Genomic DNA, 19,495 nt, shown 5'->3' with positions numbered 1-19,495 from the left:
TAGCGCCGAACCCATGCTCGGCTCAGCCGAGCATGGCTCGACCCTAAACGTGGGGCGAGAGCCGAGCGTAGGCTCGGCTCTACAGCAGCCTGGGGCTATCGCTTCAAGCGCGGATCCGCCAGCTGCGCTTCGTCCCAGCCACGGCGCACGGCGTTGCGTGCCTGCGCCCAGTCCAGGCGACTGCGGCCACGTTCGCTGGCCCAGCGCGATTCCAGTTCGCGCTCCACTTCCTCGTAGGCGCGGATCATGTCCTGCGCGCGCGCGGCATGGCCGATCCGGTAGGCCGGCTCGTAGTCCTCGAAGAACAGTTGGTCGTCGTAGTACGGCTCGGCGGTGTAGCGCTCGCGCCAATAGTCGCTGACCGCGTCGCGCGGCGTGCTGTCGTCCGGTACGCGGCCGGGAATCTGGTACTCGGTCATGAAAAGGCTCCGTTGTGGACGAAGCCTGATCGTGCCTGCGTGGCGGTTAACGGTCCGGTCCGACAGCGTGATCGCCAGATCAATCCGCCAGGCATGGCCCGGCGCTCCGTTCACCCGGCGTCCGCATCCTTGCGCGGCAGCGTGTAGATCACCGCGCCAATGACGAACGCGACCAGTGCAGCGGCGATGTTCTGCCAGCTGGCACTGGCGAACAGGGCCAGGCACAGCAGCAGCGCCAGTACCGGAATCAGCGGGCCACCGGGCAGCTTCAACGCGCCTGGGCGATCCGCGTAGCGCTTGGCCAGCACCAGGACGGCGGCAGCGGTGCCGATGTAGGCGAACAGGCGCGTGGTCATCGACAGCAGGGCGAGCTGCACGAACGAACCGGACAGCGCCAGTCCGAGCGCGATCAGGCCCTGGCACATGATCGATGCGGCCGGCGTATGGAAGCGCGGATGCACCTGCGCCAGGATCTTCGGGCCGTAACCATCGCGGGCCAGTGCGAACAGGAATCGCGGGCCCATCATCATCGTGTTGCTGTTGGTACCCAGGATGGAGATGGTCGCGCCGATGGTGAGGATCAGTGCCAGGGCCTCGCCGCCGAAACCGGCTGCGGCGTCGGCCAGCGGCGTGGCCGAGCTGGCCAGGCCGGCCAGCGTACCCTGCGCCACCACCTGCACCGCGCCGTAGATGACGGTGACAGTGATGATCATGGTGATCAGCGCGAACGGAATATCGCGGCGTGGATTGCGGTACTCGCCGGCCGCGGCCGGGATGTTCTCGAAGCCGGCGTAGGCGTACAGCAGCAGCAGGGCGGCCTCGCCCATCCGTTGCAGGTCATGCGGGTCCGGGCGCTGGCCGGAGAAGGCCAGCTGTGGATCGATATAGAACGCGCCGATGGCCACGAACAGCAGCAGCGGCAGCATCTTGCCGATCACCAGCACCACGCCGGTGCGCGCGGCCGAGCGCACGCCGATGATGTTGACGCCGGTCAGGAAGCCCAGCGACACCACGATTACCGCGATGCGACCCATGCCGGCGCCGGCCCACGGCCAGAAGCGCGCGACCGCATCGGCCAGCGCGTTGCTCAATGCGGCCGCCGAGCTGATGCGGGTCAGCCAGATCATCCAGCCGATCTCGAACCCTGCGAAGCGGCCGAAGGCCTCGCGTGCGTAGAGGTAGCTGCCACCGGGTTCATCGAAGTAGCTGGCGGCCTGCGCGTAGCACAGCACCAGCAGCGCGACGACGATGCCAGCGGCGACCACGCCCCACAGGCTGAAGGGGCCGAGCAGGGCGACGGTGGCGGCCGGCAGCAGGTAGATACCGCTACCGATCACATCGTTGATCGACAGGCCGACGATCTGCCAGCGGCTGACCGCGCGCTGCAGCTGTGGTTCGTCCTGCGCGCTCAACGGGCGTCTCCGCTCAGCGCGGGCAGCTGCCACTGCACCTGCAGTCGCTGGTACTCGGTGCGCGGCAGCAGCACGAAGCGCGGCGTATCCTGCGGCCGCAGCCAGTCCAGCAGCGCCTGCATGCGCGCTTGTGGCATGGCGGTACAGCCGGCGGTGGCCTCGCCGGGCTGGCGCCACAGATGGGCGAAGATGCAGCTGCCCTTGCCGGGCTGGTTGTCCGGGTTGTGGGCGATGACGAAGCCCTCCCGGTAGCGCACGTCGCCCTTGTTGTGCAGATCCAGCCGCATCGGCTCGGTGGAGCCCTTGATCGCTGCACTGCCGACTTTCTTCTCATCGACGATGCGGTTGTAGAACGGCGAACCGGGCACGTCCATGCAGTAGCTGCTGTCCAGCATCGGCTGGTAAGGCATTGCGGTGCCGGGGCGTGTGACGGCATAGCCGAACGCACTGCCGAGCGCGAATATGCCGGCCGGGCTGCGACCGTCTCCTTCCTGCTTCTGCGGGCCATCGGCCTGTGCCGGATGCAGGCCCAGTCCCCAGGCGCTGCCGGTACGGCCGAGCGCCACCGGGAACGCCTGTCCGTGCGTGTGCCAGCCCTTGCCATCGCGCACATAGGCCTGCAGCTGCCCTTGGGTACTGTCCCAGCCATCGCTGGTGACCACGATCAGCTGGCGCGCGCCATCCAGCGGCGCCGCGTGAACGGACACCGTCGCAGCAAGCAGCAGCGCAGCGGTAGCGAGGCGAACCAGCGATTTCATCAACAGGTGCTCCGGTCAGGAATCCAGCAGGTGGTCGATCCGCTCCAGGTTCACCGCCAGCTGCTGCTGGCGGTCCGGATTGGTGTGGCAGAGCAGCACGAACAGGAAATCGAGCAGGGCGTGCATGGCGCTACGGTACAGCAGCTGCGCGACCTGCGGCGTGCGGTCGTGCGCGCAGACCGCCAGTGCCGCATCAGCATGCGCGCGCAGCGGGTTGGCAGTGTGGCGGGTAATGGAAATCACCTTGCCACCCATGTCCTGGAACTGCCGCGACAGCTGCGAAAGCTGCGGCAGGTTGCCGAATTCGGAGAACACCAGCAGCACATCGCCGGGGCGTGCGGCCGACAGGTTGGCCAGCATCAGGATCGGGTCGGTGTGCGGCACGACCAGCAGGCCGAGCAGCGACAGCCGCATGGCGAACTCGCGGGCGAACAGGCCGTCGTCACCCAGGCCATGGACGAACAGCTTGGGTGCGCCGTCGAGCAGCTGCACGATGCGCTCGATCTCCTCGCGTGGATTGGCCTGGCGTGTTTCCTCCTCGGCCTGCGCCTTGCTGCGGCGCAGGGCCTCGCCCAGGCGCAGGTAGTCATCGCCGCTGTCGGGTTCGCTGGGCACCTGTTGTGGATCGGCACCGGCGCGGGCCACGTCCTGGCCGATCGAGTACTTCAGGTCCGGGTAGCCCTTGAAGCCGAGCTTCTGGCTGAACTTCACCACGCTGGACTGGCTGATGCCCAGCGCACTGGCCAGCTGCTGCGATGAGTAGTCGCGCAGCAGGTGGGCGTTGTCGAGGATGAAGTCGGCGATGCGGCGCTCGATGGCAGACATCTGCCCGCGCTCGGTGCGGATCTTCAGCAGGGGCGGCATGCGGGGCGTCCGGGCATGTGTAGGCGCGTTGCGGTTGGCAGCGTAGAGCAGATTATGTGGTGGGTCGGGTGGGTGGGGTTCGCGGGGGACGCCGTGAATTCGTCCATGGGGGCCTGGCCGCGCTTGCTCGTTTGCGCTGTCCTGCGCAAACGGCAAGACCGGGGTTGGGCGTCCTGCCCAACCCGCCCGAGGCATGCCTCGGGCCCATGGCGCGGACACCCCCGCAAGCCCCACCCGCCCGACCCCGGACAGATCGCGCGCGTGCCAGCCGCGAGGGGGATACGGGGTAGAGCAAAAGCAAGAGCAAAAGCATCCACGCATGGCGTGGATCCACGGGATGCAGTTGTTGCCTTTGACGTTGAGTCCGCCTTCAAGCGAGCCGAGCACCGCAGGTCCGGCGAGGGCGAAGAGGCGCGGGTGTCCGAGCGCAGCGAGTTCCCGCGCCGTCCCTCGACGGGCCGAGGAGCGCAGGGAACCGGTGCGTAGCACCGGCTCGCGGTCGGCGGAGCGTTTCTTTTGGTTACTTTTCTTTTCGCGAAAAGAAAAGTAACGCCCGACCCAACGTCAGTGGCACGCCAGGCCAACCGCAAGGCAGAAATCACCCCAGCATCTCCAGCCCACGCACTTCGGTGATACCCAGCCCCGGCACGTCGCTGATGCTGATCTCCGATTCGTTGAAATGCACGCCGCCGCTGACCGGATCGAACTGGCCCAGCGAGGGACCGTCGAGGTCGACCTTGGTGATCACATCGCTCTTGGCCACGGCCAGGTGCACGGCCGCGGCCACGCTGATGCTCGATTCGATCATGCAGCCGATCATGCACGGCACGCCGTAGATGCCGGCGATGTCGGCGATGCGGATCGCGTTGGAAAGGCCGCCGGTCTTCATCAGCTTGATGTTGATGATGTCGGCCGCGCGCTGCTGGATCAGGTCCATCACCTGGCTCGGGCTGAACACGCTCTCGTCGGCCATGACCGGCGTGTTGACGCGGTCGGTGACGTACTTCAGGCCGCTGATGTCGGCGGCCTTCACCGGCTGCTCCAGCAGCTCCAGTACCACGCCGGCTTCCTCCAGCGTGCGCATCGCATGCACCGCCTGCTTGGCGGTCCAGCCCTGGTTGGCGTCCAGGCGCAGCAGGGCGCGGCCCTCCACGGCGGCGTGGATCGCCTTGACACGTTCGATGTCCAGTCCGATGTCCTTGCCGACCTTGATCTTCAACGACTCGAAGCCGCGTTCGATCGCCGACAACGAATCGGCCACCATCTTGTCGATGTAGTCCACGCTGATGGTGATGTCAGTGGTGATCACCGGGTCGCCGCCACCGAGCATCTGGTACAGCGGGGCACCGTGCAGCTGCGCCCACAGGTCGTACAGCGCGATCTCCACCGCGGCCTTGGCGCTGGTGTTGCGCTCCATCGCGGTCTGCACCAGCGTGCACAGGTGGTTGAGGTTGACCACGTCCTGGCCGATCAGGCGCGGGGCGATGAAGTGGCGGATCGCTTCGATGATCGAGCCGTGGGTATCGCCGGTGATCACTGCGGTGGCCGGGGCTTCACCATAGCCGGTGTTGCCGCTGTCGGTGCGGATCAGCACCACCACGTCTTCCACGGTCTCCACCGTGCGCAGCGCGGTCTTGAACGGTGTCTTCAACGGCACGCGCAGCATGCCCAGTTCGATGGCGGTGATCTTCATTCAGGAGTCTTGGCCCGCAGGCGCTGGATGTTGGTGATGCGGTCGATGTAGCGGACGGTGTCGCTGGCCATCATCGGCTCCAGCGGCGTGACCGAAACACCATTGAGATGGGCCTGCACGCGTTTGCCGTCGGTATCGAACCAGCTGCCGCCCGCCGTATCGTGGATGACCCAGGTGCGGCCGTCGACGTGGCCGATGGCCATCATCACATGACCGGGAATGTAGACCAGGTCGCCCACCTGCAGGCGGGCGACGGCACGGTCGCGCACCGCCTTGCCGTCCTTGCCGGTGAACGGCAGGCGGTCCAGCGCCGGACTGACCGCCTGCGCGCTGGTATTGCGCGGCAGCAGCACGCCAAAGCTGCGGTAGATCTCGGAGACGAAACCGCTGCAGTCGCGGGTGTCGTAGTCGTGGCCCCAGCCGTAGCGTTCGCCGAGGAACTTGAAGCCCTGCTGCAGCAACAGGCGCGGGGTCAGCGGCAGGTAATCGGCGGCGGTGTCCTGCGAGCGCGGCAGCAGCGCCGGCACCAGCTTCAATCGGCCATCGGCCTCGCGTACCGGCAACTGCACCACCCACGAGGCGTGGGCCTGCTGGCCGTTCACCGGCTCTGACGCGGGCCAGTCGGCCAGCACCGGCAGGCGCACGCCCATGTCCAGCTGCAGGCGCGAGACGCGCGGCTCCTCCGGGGTATGGGCGGTCTGCGCGGTGGCGCCGGTGACGATCCGGTACGGTCCCTTCGCGCCGTAGCCGAGCACCGTGGCCTTGTCGCCGCTGGCGATGGCGTCGGCTTCGATCCACGCGCTGTAGCGCTCGCTGTGCACGAACAGCCAACGGCCATCGGTACTGCGATGGACCACGGCCACCTTGTCGCCGGGGAACAGTGCCGATTCCTGGAAGCGGTCGATGTCGGTGTCACCGACGGTGCTGAAGACGCGCTCGCGGGTGGGGAAGGTGCGCAGCGCGGCACGCTTCACCACCAGCCCATACTGCGGTGCCACCTGTGTGGGAATCGCATCGAGGCCGAGGTTGGCTTCGATAGTGCTGCGCAGCGCGGGTGCGATCGCCTGGCCCTTGTCGTTGTAGAGGGCGCGGGTGGGCCAGCTCGACAGCGCGGTGATGCTGGCGCGAACCGTCGCCGCATCAAGCTGGGCGGGCAGTGTGGCGATGTCCTGGATGTGGCTGTCCTGCGCCCGCATCCGCGCGTTCTGTGCTTCGATCTGCGCGCGATCCAGAATCGGCGCGTCGGCGTTGTCCAAGCGCGCGGCCCAGTACTGCGGGGTCAGATAGGCCTCGTGCAGGCCGATCACATAGGGCAGCGGCGCACCCGGGTCGGGCGGTGGGGCCGCCTGTGCAAAGGCCGGGGCGGCCAGCAGGCACAGGGCCAGGGCCAAGCGGCGCGGCCAATGCCGGTGCCGTTCGCGGAAAGCCAGGCTCATGCGGTGCACACCCTCCTCGAATGCCTGTTGGAATATTTATTCCTTTTGGCCCCGAAAGCAAGAATAAATTATTGACCAACATCCCGGCCCGTGTTACACAGCCGTTACCACCCGCGCTGGGGAAGTGTCGCTGTGGATCCTGCCGTTCGCAAACCGCGTCTGACTGCCGCCGCCGGCCTGGGTGCCGTGTTGCTGCTGTGGGTGTCGGCCACGCACGCAGCAGGCGAGCGCAGCAGCCAGCAGCAGGCGCGTCAGGCGCAGGTGATCGACCTGATCGACAGCGGCCGTTTCCGCGACGCCGACGCGCTGCTGGCCACTACACCCGCCGCCACTGACGAAGCGTTCCAGCGCGAGCGCATGCGCCGCATCCGCCTGGATTTCGCCCTCGACGAAAACGCCGCCAAGGACGCCGTACGGCGCGGCATTCCCGATCTGACCGACGAGGAATTTGCGCGCTGGGACCAACTCGGCCTGATCGAGCATCTCGATATCGATGGCGAGCGTTGGTACTTCAAGCGCGCACCCTCGAACCTGTTCCTGCTCAGCGACGAAGCACGCGCGCGTCGCCGCGCGGATGCACCGATGCCGCCTCCGGGCCCCAACGAAGTGCTCAATGCCCACCACGCAGGCGTGGTTGCTGCGGCCGAACAGAGTGGCCAGGCGTCGGTTCTGCCGCAGCGCTATGAATTCACCCAGTCGCTCACGGTGAAAGCCGATGTGGTGCCCGCCGGTGAAACGATCCGCGCGTGGATTCCGTACCCGCGCGAGATCCCCGGCCAGCAGGAGCAGGTGCAATGGCTGGGCAGCACCCCGGGCAAGGCGCGCGTGGCTCCGGCACATACCCAGCAGCGCACCGCCTACCTCGAAGCCAAAGCGGTTGCCGGGCGGCCAACCCGCTTCGAGATCCGCTACGCGGTCACGATCTTCGCCCGGCATACCGCGATCAACCCGGCCGTAGTGCAACCGACCCCGGCCGACCCGGCCCTGAAGCCCTACCTGGCCGAGCAGCTGCCGCATGTGCGCTTCACCCCGGCGCTGAAGCTGTTCTCCGACCAGGTGCTGCAGGGCGAGACGCGCCCGTATGAAGTGCTGCGCAGGCTGTTTGCCGCGGTCGACCGCATTCCGTGGGCCGGTGCGCGCGAATATTCCACGCTCAGCAACATCAGCGATTACGCGCTGCGGGCCGGCCATGCCGACTGCGGGCAGCAGACCCTGCTGCTGATCGCGCTGCTGCGCATGAACGGTATTCCTGCACGCTGGCAGTCGGGCATGGTGTTCTCCGGCGACGGCAGCGGCTACAACAACCTGCATGATTGGGCGCAGGTCTACCTGGCGCCGTATGGCTGGCTGCCGATGGACGTGACCACCGGCGCACTGGCCAGTGATGTGCCGGCCCTCCGTGACTTCTATCTGGGTGGCCTTGATGGCTACCGCATCGCCTTCAACGACGATTTCGGCCAGCCCTTCGTGCCGGCCAAGCAGCACTTCCGCTCGGAAACGGTCGACTCGCAGCGCGGCGAGGCCGAGTGGGCAGGCGGCAACCTGTACTTCGACCAATGGAGCTACGACTTCCAGTGGCGGGTACTGCCAGCCAGGCAACGCTAGCGCGACACACCGCATTCCACACCATTCAATTCTTGCAGGAGAGAGCAGGGGATGAAGGCTTACAGCATCAAGCGGGCGGCGTTGTGCGTCGCCCTTGGGGCGTGTCTGGGCGTAGTGCTGCCCGGCATCGCGATGGCACAGAACGTGAGCGGCGCAGTTGCCGGCCGTGCAACCGCGGGTGACCAGGTGACCGTGGTCAGCAACAGTACGGGTCTGACTCGTACCGTTACCGTCGGCGCCGACGGCAGCTACCGCCTCGGCCAGCTGCCGGTAGGTGACTACCAGCTGCAGCTCAGCCGCGATGGCCAGAAGCTGGGCGATCAGGTTGCTGTCAGTGTGGCGGTTGGTGGTACCACCACGGTCAACCTGGCCAGTGGCGGCGGCGTCACCAATCTTGATGCCCTGCAGGTGGTCGGCACCCGAGTGGTCAACCGCGTGGACGTCTACTCCACCGAGACATCCTTCAACATCAACCGTCAGGAAATCTCGCGGTTGCCGGTGGCGCAGGACCTGTCTGCGGTCGCGCTGATGGCGCCGGGCGTGGTCGGCGGCAACTCGTCATTCGGCGGCCTGTCGTTCGCCGGTTCATCGGTGGCCGAGAATGCGGTCTTCATCAACGGCCTGAATGTCACCGACATGTACACCCGTCGCGGCTTCAGCACCGCGCCGTTCGCCTTCTTCAAGGAATTCCAGGTCAAGACGGGTGGCTACTCGGTCGAGTTCGGCCGCTCCACCGGTGGCGTGATCAATGCCGTGACCCGTTCGGGCAGCAACGAATTCGAGGGCGGTATCGAAGTCACCGCCGAGCCCAGTGCATGGCGCGCCAGTGGCGGCGATCACTTCCATCGTGATGGAACCCCGCATTCGTATGGCAGCCGCGACAACAACTCGTTCCTGAAGACCAACGTCTGGGGCTCGGGGCCGATCGTCAAGGACAAGCTGTTCCTGTTCGCGATGTACGAAGACCGCAACGACAAGGGACACAACACTTCGTCCGACGGCAGCACTTGGTTCAAGAATGATTCCGGCAACGGCTTCTGGGGCACCAAGCTGGACTGGAACATCAACGACAACCACAGCCTGGCGCTGCTGGCGTTCTCCGACGAGGGAGACGTCACCAATGCCTCCTATGGGTACAACTGGAACGCAGACGAGCTCGGTGCATGGGGCGGTGATTCGGTCACCGAGACGGGGGGACGCAACTGGTCGGCAACGTATACCGGCCACTTCGGGCAGAACTTCACCGCGCGCGCCATGGTCGGCCAGAACAACCAGCGTGCCTTCACCAATTCATCGCTGGATCAGGCCTGCAGCCCGGTGTTCACCGACAGTACCTACGGCCCGCGCCTGGGCAAGCTGCAGGGCCTGCGCGCAGGCTGCCACCCTACGGGCACGGCAGTGGCCGAGCGTGACGATACTCGTGACGTGGCGCGACTGGACTTCGAATGGCAGCTGGGTGACCACCTGCTGCGCTTCGGTGTCGACCGTGAGCTGATGACCACAAAGCAGTCCACCCGCTACCCCGGCCCGACCGAACTGAGCTACACCGCCTACGTGGCGCGACCCGGCGATGAAGTCTGGGATGGTGCCAGTGCCTACGTACCGGCTGGCGTTACCGAAATGCTGCGTGCGCGAAACCGCAAATCGGGCGGCACGTTCGAGACTGAAGCCAATGCCTTCTACGTGGAGGACATCTGGAACATCACGCCGAACCTGATGCTCAACCTCGGCGTGCGCTGGGACCGTTTCGAAAACCGCACCGCCGCCGGCAAGGCGTTCATCAAGATGGATGACCTGATCGCACCCCGCGTCGGCTTCTCGTGGGACATGCGTGGTGATGGCAGCACCAAGCTGTTCGGCAACGCCGGCCGCTACTACCTTCCGGTTACCAACAACATCAACGTGAACTTCGCCGGTGGCCTCACTGACGAATACAGCTACTACGTGCTCAATGGCTGGGAGCGGAAAACCTCACCGACAGGCTCACCGTACATGGCACCGATCGTCGGCCAGCAGATCGGCCCGACCGACACCCGCATGAACACCGGCGGTGCCGATCTGCGCCAGAGTGTGGATCGCGACCTCAAGGCGGTCTACCAGGACGAGTACATCCTGGGCTTCCAGAACATGATCAACCAGGCATGGTCGTGGGGCGTCAACGCCACCTATCGACGGATGACCCGTGCGCTGGACGACATCCGCATCAATTACACCCCGTGCGGCCCGACCCCGAGCACGCTGTGGCCGATCGCCAACCCGGGCGAGAGCCTGACGATCTGGGGTGACAAGAGCATCGGCTGCGCCAACGAGGGCTGGATCACCATCGATACCGCCAACAGCGGCTATCGCAAGGGTGGCAGCGGCGAGGTGATCGGTTACTCCAAGCCCAAGCGCACCTACAAGGCACTGGAGTTCCAGATCGACCGTGCATGGGACGAGAAGTGGATGTTCAACGCGTCCTACCTGTGGTCGAAGAGCGAGGGCAATTTCGAAGGCCCTGTGAATTCCGATACCAACTACGGCGACACGGGCATGGTTCAGTTCTGGGACCATCCGGCCACCAACGAGCGCTATGGCGTGCTGTTCAACGACTTCCGCCACCAGTTCAAGCTGCGTGCCGCTTACGCGCTGAACAAGCAATGGTCGTTCGGAACCACACTGCAGGTGCAGTCCGGTGGTCCCATCACGGCCTACGGCGTGATGTGGCCAAACGATTCCATCGCCGGTGGTAGTACCTCCAGCGAAGGTAGCGGTGGTGGCACCGGCTGGCTGTGCGTGGCCAGCTGTTCCGGTCCGTACAACCAGCGGCAGTTCGAGTACAGCCCACGCGGTGCGTTCGGTCGCCTGCCGTGGACCTGGAATATGGGCGCCAATGTGACCTGGCGTTTGCCGGTGGAGGGCATCGACCTCAGTGCACGGCTGTCGGTGTACAACCTGTTCAACAACCAGAAGACCATCAACGTGCACCAGCGCTATGAAGCGCAGCCCGGCCAGTACCGCGAGGCGACGTTCGCCACCGGGACGCGCTGGCAGGCCCCGCGCTACACCCAGCTGGTGGTGACCTGGAACTTCTGAGGCCACGATCCGCGCCGTCCACCGTGACGGCGCGGGCAATGGAGGGGCTGCGCGCATGTACCACCTGCTGATCGTCGCGGCGGCACTGGCCGCACCGTCCGCTTCGGCGACCGACATCGCCTCCCTCGAGGCCGACGTCGCCGCCGTGGTCCAGCACGAGCACCTGCCCGGGCTGGCCATCGCGGTGGTCGACAACGGGCAGGTGGTCTATCGCCACGCCGAGGGCGCGCGCGGCGACGGCGGCCGCATCGACCAGGACACGCTGTTCAAGATCGCCTCCAACAGCAAGGCGATGACCGCCGCGCTGCTGGCGCGGCTGGTGCAGCAGGGCAAGCTGCGCTGGGAGGATCCGGTGCGGCGGCATCTACCGGGCTTCCGCATGCACGATGCGTGGGTGGGCGAGCAGATGCAGGTGCGCGACCTGCTGATCCACAACAGCGGTCTCGGCCTGGGCGCCGGTGACCTGATGCTGTGGCCGGAGCCGAACGCGTTCACCCGTGCCGACATCATCGCGGGGCTGGCGCACCTGAAGCCGGTCAGCAGTTTCCGCAGCCGCTACGCCTACGACAACCTGATGTACGTGGTGGCCGGCGAACTGGCCGCTGCGACGGGTGGCAAACCGTATGACCAGTTGATGCGCGAGCAGGTGTTCGAGCCGCTGGGCATGACCCGCTGCCAAGTGGGGACGTGGTCGGTGAAGCGGGTCGGCAACGTGGCGCAGCCACATGCCTGGCGTGGCGACCACAATACGGTGGTGAACGCCGATGGTGCGATCAGCCCGGACCTGCCGTCGATGGCCGCCGGCGGCATCCGTTGTTCGCTGCGGGACATGACGCGCTGGATGCAGGTGCTGCTCGATCCCGGCCTGGCACCTGGCTGGTTGGATGCTGAGCAGCGCCGTACGCTGTGGACCCTGCACATGCCGATGCCGCTGGGTGAACGCCAGCGGCGTTGGGACAACGCGCATTTCTACGGCTACGGCTATGGCTGGCGCGTGTCGGACATGGATGGGCAGTGGAAGGTGGCGCACACCGGCACATTGTCGGGCATGTACTCGTCGCTGGCGCTGCTGCCTGAGCGCAAGGTGGGTGTGGTAATGCTGATCAACGGTGAAGGCGAGGATGCGCGCATCGCATTGATGCAGACCGCACTGAAGCGCTTCACCGCCCCCGATGAGGCGCGTCCGGCGCTGGCGTACCTGGCCGAACTGAAGGCTGACCAGGCCATGCGAGCGGCAGGCGGCCATCAGCGGCCGGCGACGTCGCAGGCACGGCCGACATCGGACGCCGATCTGCCGCGTTGGCAGGGCCGCTACACCGATCCGTGGCTGGGGCCGGCCTCGCTGTGCCCGGGCAAGGACGGCCTGCGCTTCAGCGTGGACAAGTCGCCCCGGCTGGAAGCGGCTGTGCTGCAGCTGCAGGGGCGCTGGCTGCTGCGCTGGGATACGCTGGGCGAAGACGCGCAGGCGTGGCTGCAGCCGGGTGAAGGCCTGGCACCGACACTGGACCTGCGCGCCATCGATCCGGACATCGACTTCAGCTATGACTTCCAGGACCTGCATTTCACTCGTACTGGCGATTGCCCTGGCAGCGACCACCAGCGCCGCTGAGCCACCGCGCGTTTCACCGGCCACCGACGCGGCCAGCGCCGGGCTGGTGGAGATCCGTACGTTGTCGCCGCGCATCGACCTGGACATCCGCTATGCGGGCGCCAACAACTTCACCGGCGCGCGCGTGCCCGGCTACGAGGCGCCTTCGTGCTACCTGCTGGCGCCGGTGGCGAAGGCGCTGGCCGAGGTGGAACAGGACCTGCGCGCCGATGGCTTCGGCCTGCGCCTCTACGACTGCTACCGGCCGGTGCGTTCGGTGCAGGCCTTCATGGCCTGGGTGAACGATCCGCGCGAGCTCTCGCGCAAGGCACAGCAGTATCCGGACCTGGACAAGCCGCGCCTGCTGGCCGATGGCTACATCGCCGAACGCTCCGGCCACAGCCGCGGTGCCACGGTGGATCTGGGCCTGCTGGATTGCCGAAGCGGTGCATGTGCGCCGTTGGACATGGGCACTGACTTCGACTTCTTCGGGCCACGTGCGCATACGCAGACGAGCGGGCTGAGTGAGACGCAGCAGGCAAACCGGCGGCAACTGGTGCAGGCAATGGCACGGCGTGGCTTCGTGAACTATCCGCAGGAGTGGTGGCACTACACGTTCCAGCCGGAACCGGATCCCGGCTCCGCGTACGACGTCCCGGTACGGTAGGGGTATCGGCAGGGCTGCGCCCTGTACCTGCGGTAGTGCCGGCCGCTGGCCGGCAACATCAGACGCAACAGCAACAGCGTGCGTTCCGTGGGTTGGCTGGGCGGTGCCGGAGTGCGGGGACGCCGTAAATCCGTCCATGGAGGCTTGGCAGCCGCATCCATGCGGCTGACACCCCGCACTCCGGCACCGCCCAGCCTCTGACAGTTTCCCGCGCGGTCCGTTGTAGGGCCGAGCTCATGCTCGGCTGCTCTTTGTTCAATCGTCGAATTATTCGATCTCGATGGAGACTCATCCACGCACGGCGTGGATCTACCGTGGCTGCCGGATTGGGTCCGAAGCAGATCCCTTACACTGGCCGCCATCCCACCGTTGCCCATCCGATGAACCTTCCCCTGCACTTCGGCCTGCTCGGTACCCTGGAAGCCGGCGCCATCGCCATGCTGGTTGGGCTGCTGGTGTACTTCCTGTGGTCGCAGCTGTGCCGCCTGCTGCGGTGGTCGATGGGGCACGCGATCGGCTGGTCCTGCGTCATCGCCGTGATCATCGCCGCCGGCATCGATGCGTGGAAGCTGTTCTACATGGGCATCGTGCGGCTGGAATCGCCGCTGTACGCGCGCATCTTCCTGGCCACCATCCACGATCCGAACGAACTTGGCAGCCGTGTGGTGCTGGAAATCGCCGGTGCGCTCGCCGGTGTTGCTCTTGCATGGGTGTTGTTCAGTTCGCGGTCATCGGAAAAAACCGTCGACTGACGCAGGTTTTTCGTTGCCTGCCGGTTAAATGCAGAGGCGCTGAATGCGCATCTTATGAGCCACTCACTTCACCCTAACCACCGCGCTAAAGCATGCGTGGAGGCGAGTGGTTAATCGCATGTGTGCGGGCCGGTCGCGGCGCAAAATCGATTCAGAAACGCGGTGGCAGGGTAGGTGCCGTGCGGAATCAACACGCCGCGCAACACCACCCAATTGGCAGGAGACACCCCTGATGACTATTCGCAACCGCAAGCCCCTGATCGCCCTGATCGTCGCCGCTGGCAGCGTGCTGGCCATCCCGGCGATGGCCCAGTCGGCCAAGCAGCAGGCCGCGCATGCACAGAACGAGGCCGCTCAGGCCCAGCAGGCGGCTGCACAGGCCGGCCAGGCCGCCGACCAGGCGACCAATGCGGCCGCAGCGGCATCGGCACAGGCCAATGGCGGTGGCCAGACCTGGGCCAGCATCGATACCGATGGCAACGGCACCATCAGCAAGACCGAGGCGCAGGTGAACGCCGGCCTGGCCCAGGTGTTCGACCAGGCCGATACCAACAAGGACGGCGAGCTGAGCGCCGATGAGTACAAGGCCTACGTGGCCGCCCAGCAGGCCGGCGCCGGTGGCGCAGCGCAGGGTGCACAGGGCAGGTAAGTCCTGCGTCGGGGCGTATGGGAACCCGGGCGGTTTCGGCCGCCCGGGTTTTTTTCGTCACCATGGCCCCTGTATCCTTGCGCGATGAATACACCCACGCCTGCGCCGTCGCGCGCCATCGGCCTGGTCGGTTTTGACGGTGACGATACGCTGTGGAAGAGCGAGGACTACTACCGCAAGGCCGAGCAGGATTACCTTGACCTGCTGTCGCGCTATGTCGACGTGCATGACACCCAGACCGCCCGCCACCTGCTGGAAGTGCAGCAGCGCCACCTGGGCACCTTCGGCTACGGCGTCAAGAGCATGACCCTGTCGATGATCGAAGCGGCCATCGACATCACCGGCCAGCGCATCGAGGCCAAGGACATCCAGCGCATCCTGGAGATCGGCCACGACACCCTGCGCCACCCGGTCGAGCTGATCGATGGTGTACGCGAAGCGGTGGTGGCCATCGCCGAGCACTACCCGGTGGTGCTGATCACCAAGGGCGACCTGTTCCACCAGGAAGCGAAGATCAAGGTCGCCAACCTGGGCGAGCTGTTCCCGCGCATCGAGATCGTTTCCGAGAAGGACCCGGAGACCTACGCCCGCGTGCTGGCCGAATTCGACCTGCCGATGCAGCGCTTCGTGATGGTCGGCAACTCGCTGCGCTCGGACATCGAGCCGGTGGTGACCCTGGGTGGCTGGGGCGTGCATACCCCGTACGCAGTGACCTGGGCCCACGAGACCCAGCATGGCGTGGCCGACGACGAACCGCGCATGGTCACTGCCGATACCGCCCACGACTGGCCGGCCGCACTGGCGGCGATCGAGACCAAGGCCGCTGCGGCCTGACAGGGCCCGTCGGCTGCGGCAGAATCGGGGCATGAACCACCGACTGCGCGCGCTGATGTTGTTCCTGTTGCTGGCGCCGGCCACCGTGCTGGCCCAGCAGACCGCCGAGCGCTCAAGCGCCTACGACGTGGACACCGGCGACAGCTGGGTCGATGCCCAGCTGCAGGACATCAACCATTACGCCGAACGCTACCCCGATGCCTTCCTCGACGAAGTGTCGCGCTATGCCGACGTGCCGCGCGGCTACATCAGCGCGCTGTTCACCACCCACGGCTGGCAGGCCGGAGACATCTATTTCGCCTGCTTCTGGGCCAAGGCCAGTGGCCAGACCTGCCGCGACAGCGTGCGTGCCTTCAGCCAGGACCCGGAGGGCGGCTGGGAGGCGGTGGTCAAGCGCATGCCCACCAAGCCGGACAATCTGCACTACCGGGCTGTGCGCCATGCCATCGTGGCCAGCTACCAGCACTGGGACCGGCCGATCACCCTGGATGCCGCGCTGAAGCGCCAGTTGAAGCGGTAGGGTCGGCCGCTGGCCGGCAATTGCAGCCTTTCCAGGCATCCGGGGTTGCCGGCCAGCGGCCGGCACTACCCGGTCATGTTGCTCTGCGTATCGCCGCCGCCGGGCGCTCCGGCGACAATACGGGTCCGAGCTGTTCCCCGTTCCCGTAATCGAGTGACTGATGAGCGCCTCTTTCGTTTCGCCTGATGTGATCCGCCGCCTGTTCGCGCAGGCCATGTCCCGCATGTACCGCACCGAAGTGCCGCTGTACGGCACGCTGGTGGAACTGGTGGAGCGGATCAACGCGCAGGTGCTTGCCCAGGACCCGGCGCTGGCCGCGCAGCTGCAGCGCAACGACGAGCGTGCGCGGCTGGATGAAGAGCGTCATGGCGCGATCCGCGTCGGTACCGTGCAGGAACTGGCGACGCTGCGCCGCCTGTTCGCGGTGATGGGCATGTACCCGGTCGGCTACTACGACCTGTCGGTGGCCGGCGTGCCGGTGCACTCCACCGCGTTCCGCCCGCTGACCGGCGCGGCGCTGGCGCAGAATCCGTTCCGCGTGTTCACCTCGCTGCTGCGCCTGGAGCTGATCGAAGACGAAGCCCTGCGTGCAGAGTCGGCGAAGATCCTGGCGCGCCGTCGCATCTTCACCGACGGCGCGCTGGCGCTGATCGACCAGGCCGAGCGCGACGGTGGCCTGTCGCAGGCCGATGCCGAGCGCTTCGTCGATGAAGCACTGGAAACCTTCCGCTGGCATGGTGACGCCACGGTCGACCTGCCGACCTACCGCGCGCTGCACAACGCGCACCGGCTGGTGGCCGACGTGGTCAGTTTCCGCGGCCCGCACATCAACCACCTGACCCCGCGCACGCTGGACATCGATGCCGCGCAGGCGGCAATGATCGAGCACGGCATGGCGGCCAAGGCGGTGATCGAAGGCCCGCCGCGCCGCGCCTGCCCGATCCTGCTGCGCCAGACCAGCTTCAAGGCGCTGGAAGAGGCCGTGCATTTCCCGGATGCCGAAGGTGGTGATGCCGGCACCCATACCGCGCGCTTCGGCGAGATCGAACAACGCGGCCTGGCGCTGACCCCGAAGGGCCGCGCGCTGTACGACCAGCTGCTGTCGCAGGCCCGCGACGCCGGTGGTGAAGGCAGCACCGGCGGCGACTACGGCCAGCGCCTGCAGGCGGTGTTCGCCAGCTTCCCGGATGACCATGACACCCTGCGCCAGGAAGGCCTGGGGTATTACCGCTACCAGCTGACCGACGCTGGCCGCGCCGCGCCGGAGCGCGTGGCCGATCTGCCCGCTGAAGTGCTGGTGGCCGCCGGCCTGGCCACGGCCGACCCGATCGTCTACGAGGATTTCCTGCCGGTCAGCGCCGCGGGCATCTTCCAGTCGAACCTGGGCGGCGAAGAACAGCGCGCCTATGCCGCGCATGCCAACCGCGAAGCCTTCGAGCAGGCCTTGGGCGTGGCGGTGAACGACGAGTTCGAGATCTACGAGCGGCTGCAGGCCGAATCGCTGGCGGCGTTGCGCACCGCGTAAAGGCAGAGCCGGCCGCTGGCCGGGCACCGCGTGAGGTAGAGCCGGCCGCTGGCCGGCTGTTGGGGAAGCCGGCCAGCGGCCGGCTCTACCCGACGTCCGTAGCGGGCCTCAGCCCTTCATCGTTCCGGTATCCAGCCAGCGCTGGTGCCACGACAACGCTTCCGGCAGCAGGTGCGGGGTGTGCTTGCCGTAGCTCTCACGGCTGGCACGGTCGAAGTAATCCTGCAGCTGCGGGCGGAAGTCCGGGTGCGCGCAGTTGTCGATCAGCACCTGCGCGCGCTTGCGCGGGGTCAGGCCGCGCAGATCGGCCAGGCCCTGTTCGGTGACGATCACCGACACATCGTGCTCGGTGTGGTCGACATGGCTGGCCATCGGCACGATCGCCGAGATGGTGCCGTTCTTGGCGGTGGACGGGCTCAGGAACGCCGACAGGAAACCGTTGCGGGCAAAGTCACCGGAACCGCCGATGCCGTTCATGATCCGCGTGCCCATCACGTGCGTCGAATTGACGTTGCCGTAGATGTCCACCTCGATCATGCCGTTCATGCCGATGCAGCCCAGGCGGCGCACCAGTTCCGGGTGGTTGGAGATTTCCTGCGTGCGCATGATGATGCGCTCGCGGTAGAAATCGATGTTCTCCTTGAACGTCTCATTCGCCTGCGGGCTCAGCGCGAAGCCGGTGCAGGAGGCGTAGCTCAGCACGCCGTCGCGCAGCAGGTCGAGCATGCCGTCCTGGATCACTTCGGTGAACGCGGCCAGGTCGCGGAAACCACTCTTGGCCAGGCCGGCCAGCACGGCGTTGGGGATGTTGCCCACGCCCGACTGCAGCGGCAGCAGGTTCGGCGGCAGGCGGCCCTTCTTCACCTCGTGCTTGAGGAACTCGATCAGGTGCGAAGCGATCTGCTCGCTGGTTGCATCGATCGGGCTGAACGGGCTGTTGCGGTCCGGGCCGTTGGTACGCACCACGGCCACGATCTTGTCCGGGTCGCAGCGCAGCGCGGTATCGCCGATGCGGTCGTTGGCGTTCACCAGCGGAATCGGCTTGCGGTGCGGCGGCAGCGCGGTGCCGTAGTAGATGTCATGCATGCCGTCGACGCCGGCCGGCTGCCATTCGTTGACCTCGACGATCACCTTCCTGGCCAGGTCCAGCCAGGTCTTGTTGTTGCCGACCGAGGTGGAGGGCACCAGCGAACCATCTTCGCGGATGGCCGAGACTTCGATGACGGCGGTATCGATCTCGCCATAGAAGCCGAACCACACGTGCTGGGCGACGTGGCTGAGGTGGATGTCGATGTAATCCAGCTTGCCCTCGTTGATGCGGTTGCGCGCATCCGGGTCGCTCTGGAACGGCATGCGCATGGCGATGCCATCGGCCTTGGCCAGCGCGCCATCGAGTTCCGGCGCGGTCGAGGCGCCGGTCATCAGCTTGATCTGGAAGGGATTGCCCTGGGCATGCACCGCTTCGATGCGGCGGGCCAGTTCGACGGGAACGGCCTTGGGATACCCGGAGCCGGTAAAGCCGCTCATGGCCACGGTTTCACCGGGCTGGATCAGCGCGGCTGCGGCCTCGGCGGAGACCACGCGGTCACGGAGACGCGCGTTGGCGATGCGATCAACAGACATGACGACAGTGTTTCTGGGGGGAATCCCGATTATCGGCCATCCTCATCCGTACGGGGGGTTCTACCTTCGTGGAAT

At 66.4% G+C, this 19,495-nt stretch carries 16 protein-coding genes; 9 read left to right on the top strand and 7 right to left on the bottom strand.

Translation table 11 applies throughout. The features are described 5' to 3' along the window. Positions 1-95 precede the first annotated feature (95 nt). The 6 genes from ACM0PB_RS16360 to ACM0PB_RS16335 all read right to left on the bottom strand — a co-directional run bounded on the left by ACM0PB_RS16360 (position 96) and on the right by ACM0PB_RS16335 (position 6,582). On the bottom strand, positions 96-419 hold the full coding sequence (locus ACM0PB_RS16360; RefSeq protein ID WP_005415023.1) for a hypothetical protein: 324 nt from the start codon (positions 417-419) through the stop codon (positions 96-98). A 110-nt stretch (positions 420-529) separates the two neighbouring features. Then, positions 530-1,831, bottom strand: a complete 1,302-nt coding sequence (locus tag ACM0PB_RS16355; protein WP_111127784.1) for an APC family permease — start codon at positions 1,829-1,831, stop codon at positions 530-532. Beyond that, the gene (locus ACM0PB_RS16350) at positions 1,828-2,589 is read right to left on the bottom strand and encodes a L,D-transpeptidase family protein (protein ID WP_065186691.1); all 762 of its coding nucleotides are present in this window, start codon (positions 2,587-2,589) and stop codon (positions 1,828-1,830) included. The genes ACM0PB_RS16355 and ACM0PB_RS16350 overlap by 4 nt, the downstream gene beginning before the upstream one ends. Before the next feature lie 15 nt (positions 2,590-2,604). Next, on the bottom strand, positions 2,605-3,453 hold the full coding sequence (locus ACM0PB_RS16345) for a MurR/RpiR family transcriptional regulator (protein ID WP_053498690.1): 849 nt from the start codon (positions 3,451-3,453) through the stop codon (positions 2,605-2,607). A gap of 598 nt (positions 3,454-4,051) precedes the next feature. Next, on the bottom strand, positions 4,052-5,146 hold the full coding sequence (locus ACM0PB_RS16340; protein WP_005415027.1) for a dipeptide epimerase: 1,095 nt from the start codon (positions 5,144-5,146) through the stop codon (positions 4,052-4,054). Continuing rightward, positions 5,143-6,582: an SH3 domain-containing protein gene (locus ACM0PB_RS16335; RefSeq protein ID WP_065186621.1), complete on the bottom strand. Its 1,440-nt coding sequence runs from the start codon at positions 6,580-6,582 to the stop codon at positions 5,143-5,145. Before ACM0PB_RS16335 ends, ACM0PB_RS16340 begins: the two co-directional genes overlap by 4 nt. Positions 6,583-6,714: 132 nt before the next feature. On the opposite strand from ACM0PB_RS16335, the gene ACM0PB_RS16330 reads away from it, so the two are divergent. The 9 genes from ACM0PB_RS16330 (at position 6,715) to hglS (ending at position 17,797) form a co-directional block, all read left to right on the top strand. Continuing rightward, on the top strand, positions 6,715-8,187 hold the full coding sequence (locus ACM0PB_RS16330; protein WP_065186622.1) for a transglutaminase-like domain-containing protein: 1,473 nt from the start codon (positions 6,715-6,717) through the stop codon (positions 8,185-8,187). A gap of 51 nt (positions 8,188-8,238) precedes the next feature. Beyond that, positions 8,239-11,262, top strand: coding sequence for a TonB-dependent receptor (locus ACM0PB_RS16325; protein WP_184014270.1), 3,024 nt, complete (start codon positions 8,239-8,241; stop codon positions 11,260-11,262). Between the two features lie 55 nt (positions 11,263-11,317). Further along, the gene (locus ACM0PB_RS16320) at positions 11,318-12,871 is read left to right on the top strand and encodes a serine hydrolase domain-containing protein (RefSeq protein ID WP_184014268.1); all 1,554 of its coding nucleotides are present in this window, start codon (positions 11,318-11,320) and stop codon (positions 12,869-12,871) included. Further along, a complete protein-coding gene (locus ACM0PB_RS16315) occupies positions 12,804-13,517 on the top strand; it encodes a M15 family metallopeptidase (RefSeq protein WP_216655045.1) in 714 nt (237 codons plus the stop codon). Before ACM0PB_RS16320 ends, ACM0PB_RS16315 begins: the two co-directional genes overlap by 68 nt. Positions 13,518-13,897: 380 nt before the next feature. After that, positions 13,898-14,269, top strand: coding sequence for a hypothetical protein (locus ACM0PB_RS16310; protein ID WP_065186625.1), 372 nt, complete (start codon positions 13,898-13,900; stop codon positions 14,267-14,269). A 232-nt stretch (positions 14,270-14,501) separates the two neighbouring features. Further along, entirely contained in the window at positions 14,502-14,918 is a 417-nt protein-coding gene (locus tag ACM0PB_RS16305; RefSeq protein WP_005407824.1) for an EF-hand domain-containing protein, read from the top strand. Positions 14,919-15,002: 84 nt separating this feature from the next. Further along, positions 15,003-15,752, top strand: a complete 750-nt coding sequence (locus ACM0PB_RS16300) for an HAD family hydrolase (protein WP_414604274.1) — start codon at positions 15,003-15,005, stop codon at positions 15,750-15,752. Positions 15,753-15,783: 31 nt separating this feature from the next. Beyond that, positions 15,784-16,272: a hypothetical protein gene (locus ACM0PB_RS16295; protein WP_005415036.1), complete on the top strand. Its 489-nt coding sequence runs from the start codon at positions 15,784-15,786 to the stop codon at positions 16,270-16,272. A gap of 160 nt (positions 16,273-16,432) precedes the next feature. Further along, entirely contained in the window at positions 16,433-17,797 is a 1,365-nt protein-coding gene (hglS, locus tag ACM0PB_RS16290) for a 2-oxoadipate dioxygenase/decarboxylase HglS (protein WP_005415037.1), read from the top strand. Positions 17,798-17,905: 108 nt separating this feature from the next. On the opposite strand, the gene scpC is transcribed toward hglS, so the two are convergent. Further along, on the bottom strand, positions 17,906-19,420 hold the full coding sequence (gene scpC, locus ACM0PB_RS16285) for a succinyl-CoA:acetate CoA-transferase ScpC (RefSeq protein ID WP_021202957.1): 1,515 nt from the start codon (positions 19,418-19,420) through the stop codon (positions 17,906-17,908). Positions 19,421-19,495: the final 75 nt, after the last annotated feature.

It is taken from the genome of Stenotrophomonas sp. AR029, assembly GCF_047520695.2.
GTDB classification, from domain to species: domain Bacteria; phylum Pseudomonadota; class Gammaproteobacteria; order Xanthomonadales; family Xanthomonadaceae; genus Stenotrophomonas; species Stenotrophomonas sepilia.
The sequence above is the reverse complement of the archived record's forward strand: the minus strand, read 5'-3'. Positions and strand labels throughout refer to the sequence as shown.

What these genes read in the sequence shown, in the direction of transcription:
- ACM0PB_RS16320 (WP_184014268.1), top strand. Translation starts at nt 11,318, where the DNA reads ATGTACCACCTGCTGATCGTCGCGGCGGCACTGGCCGCACCGTCCGCT.
- ACM0PB_RS16345 (WP_053498690.1), bottom strand. Translation starts at nt 3,453, where the DNA reads ATGCCGCCCCTGCTGAAGATCCGCACCGAGCGCGGGCAGATGTCTGCC.
- ACM0PB_RS16350 (WP_065186691.1), bottom strand. Translation starts at nt 2,589, where the DNA reads ATGAAATCGCTGGTTCGCCTCGCTACCGCTGCGCTGCTGCTTGCTGCG.
- ACM0PB_RS16340 (WP_005415027.1), bottom strand. Translation starts at nt 5,146, where the DNA reads ATGAAGATCACCGCCATCGAACTGGGCATGCTGCGCGTGCCGTTGAAG.
- ACM0PB_RS16360 (WP_005415023.1), bottom strand. Translation starts at nt 419, where the DNA reads ATGACCGAGTACCAGATTCCCGGCCGCGTACCGGACGACAGCACGCCG.
- hglS (WP_005415037.1), top strand. Translation starts at nt 16,433, where the DNA reads ATGAGCGCCTCTTTCGTTTCGCCTGATGTGATCCGCCGCCTGTTCGCG.
- ACM0PB_RS16335 (WP_065186621.1), bottom strand. Translation starts at nt 6,582, where the DNA reads ATGAGCCTGGCTTTCCGCGAACGGCACCGGCATTGGCCGCGCCGCTTG.
- ACM0PB_RS16315 (WP_216655045.1), top strand. Translation starts at nt 12,804, where the DNA reads ATGACTTCCAGGACCTGCATTTCACTCGTACTGGCGATTGCCCTGGCA.
- scpC (WP_021202957.1), bottom strand. Translation starts at nt 19,420, where the DNA reads ATGTCTGTTGATCGCATCGCCAACGCGCGTCTCCGTGACCGCGTGGTC.
- ACM0PB_RS16295 (WP_005415036.1), top strand. Translation starts at nt 15,784, where the DNA reads ATGAACCACCGACTGCGCGCGCTGATGTTGTTCCTGTTGCTGGCGCCG.
- ACM0PB_RS16325 (WP_184014270.1), top strand. Translation starts at nt 8,239, where the DNA reads ATGAAGGCTTACAGCATCAAGCGGGCGGCGTTGTGCGTCGCCCTTGGG.
- ACM0PB_RS16300 (WP_414604274.1), top strand. Translation starts at nt 15,003, where the DNA reads ATGAATACACCCACGCCTGCGCCGTCGCGCGCCATCGGCCTGGTCGGT.
- ACM0PB_RS16310 (WP_065186625.1), top strand. Translation starts at nt 13,898, where the DNA reads ATGAACCTTCCCCTGCACTTCGGCCTGCTCGGTACCCTGGAAGCCGGC.
- ACM0PB_RS16305 (WP_005407824.1), top strand. Translation starts at nt 14,502, where the DNA reads ATGACTATTCGCAACCGCAAGCCCCTGATCGCCCTGATCGTCGCCGCT.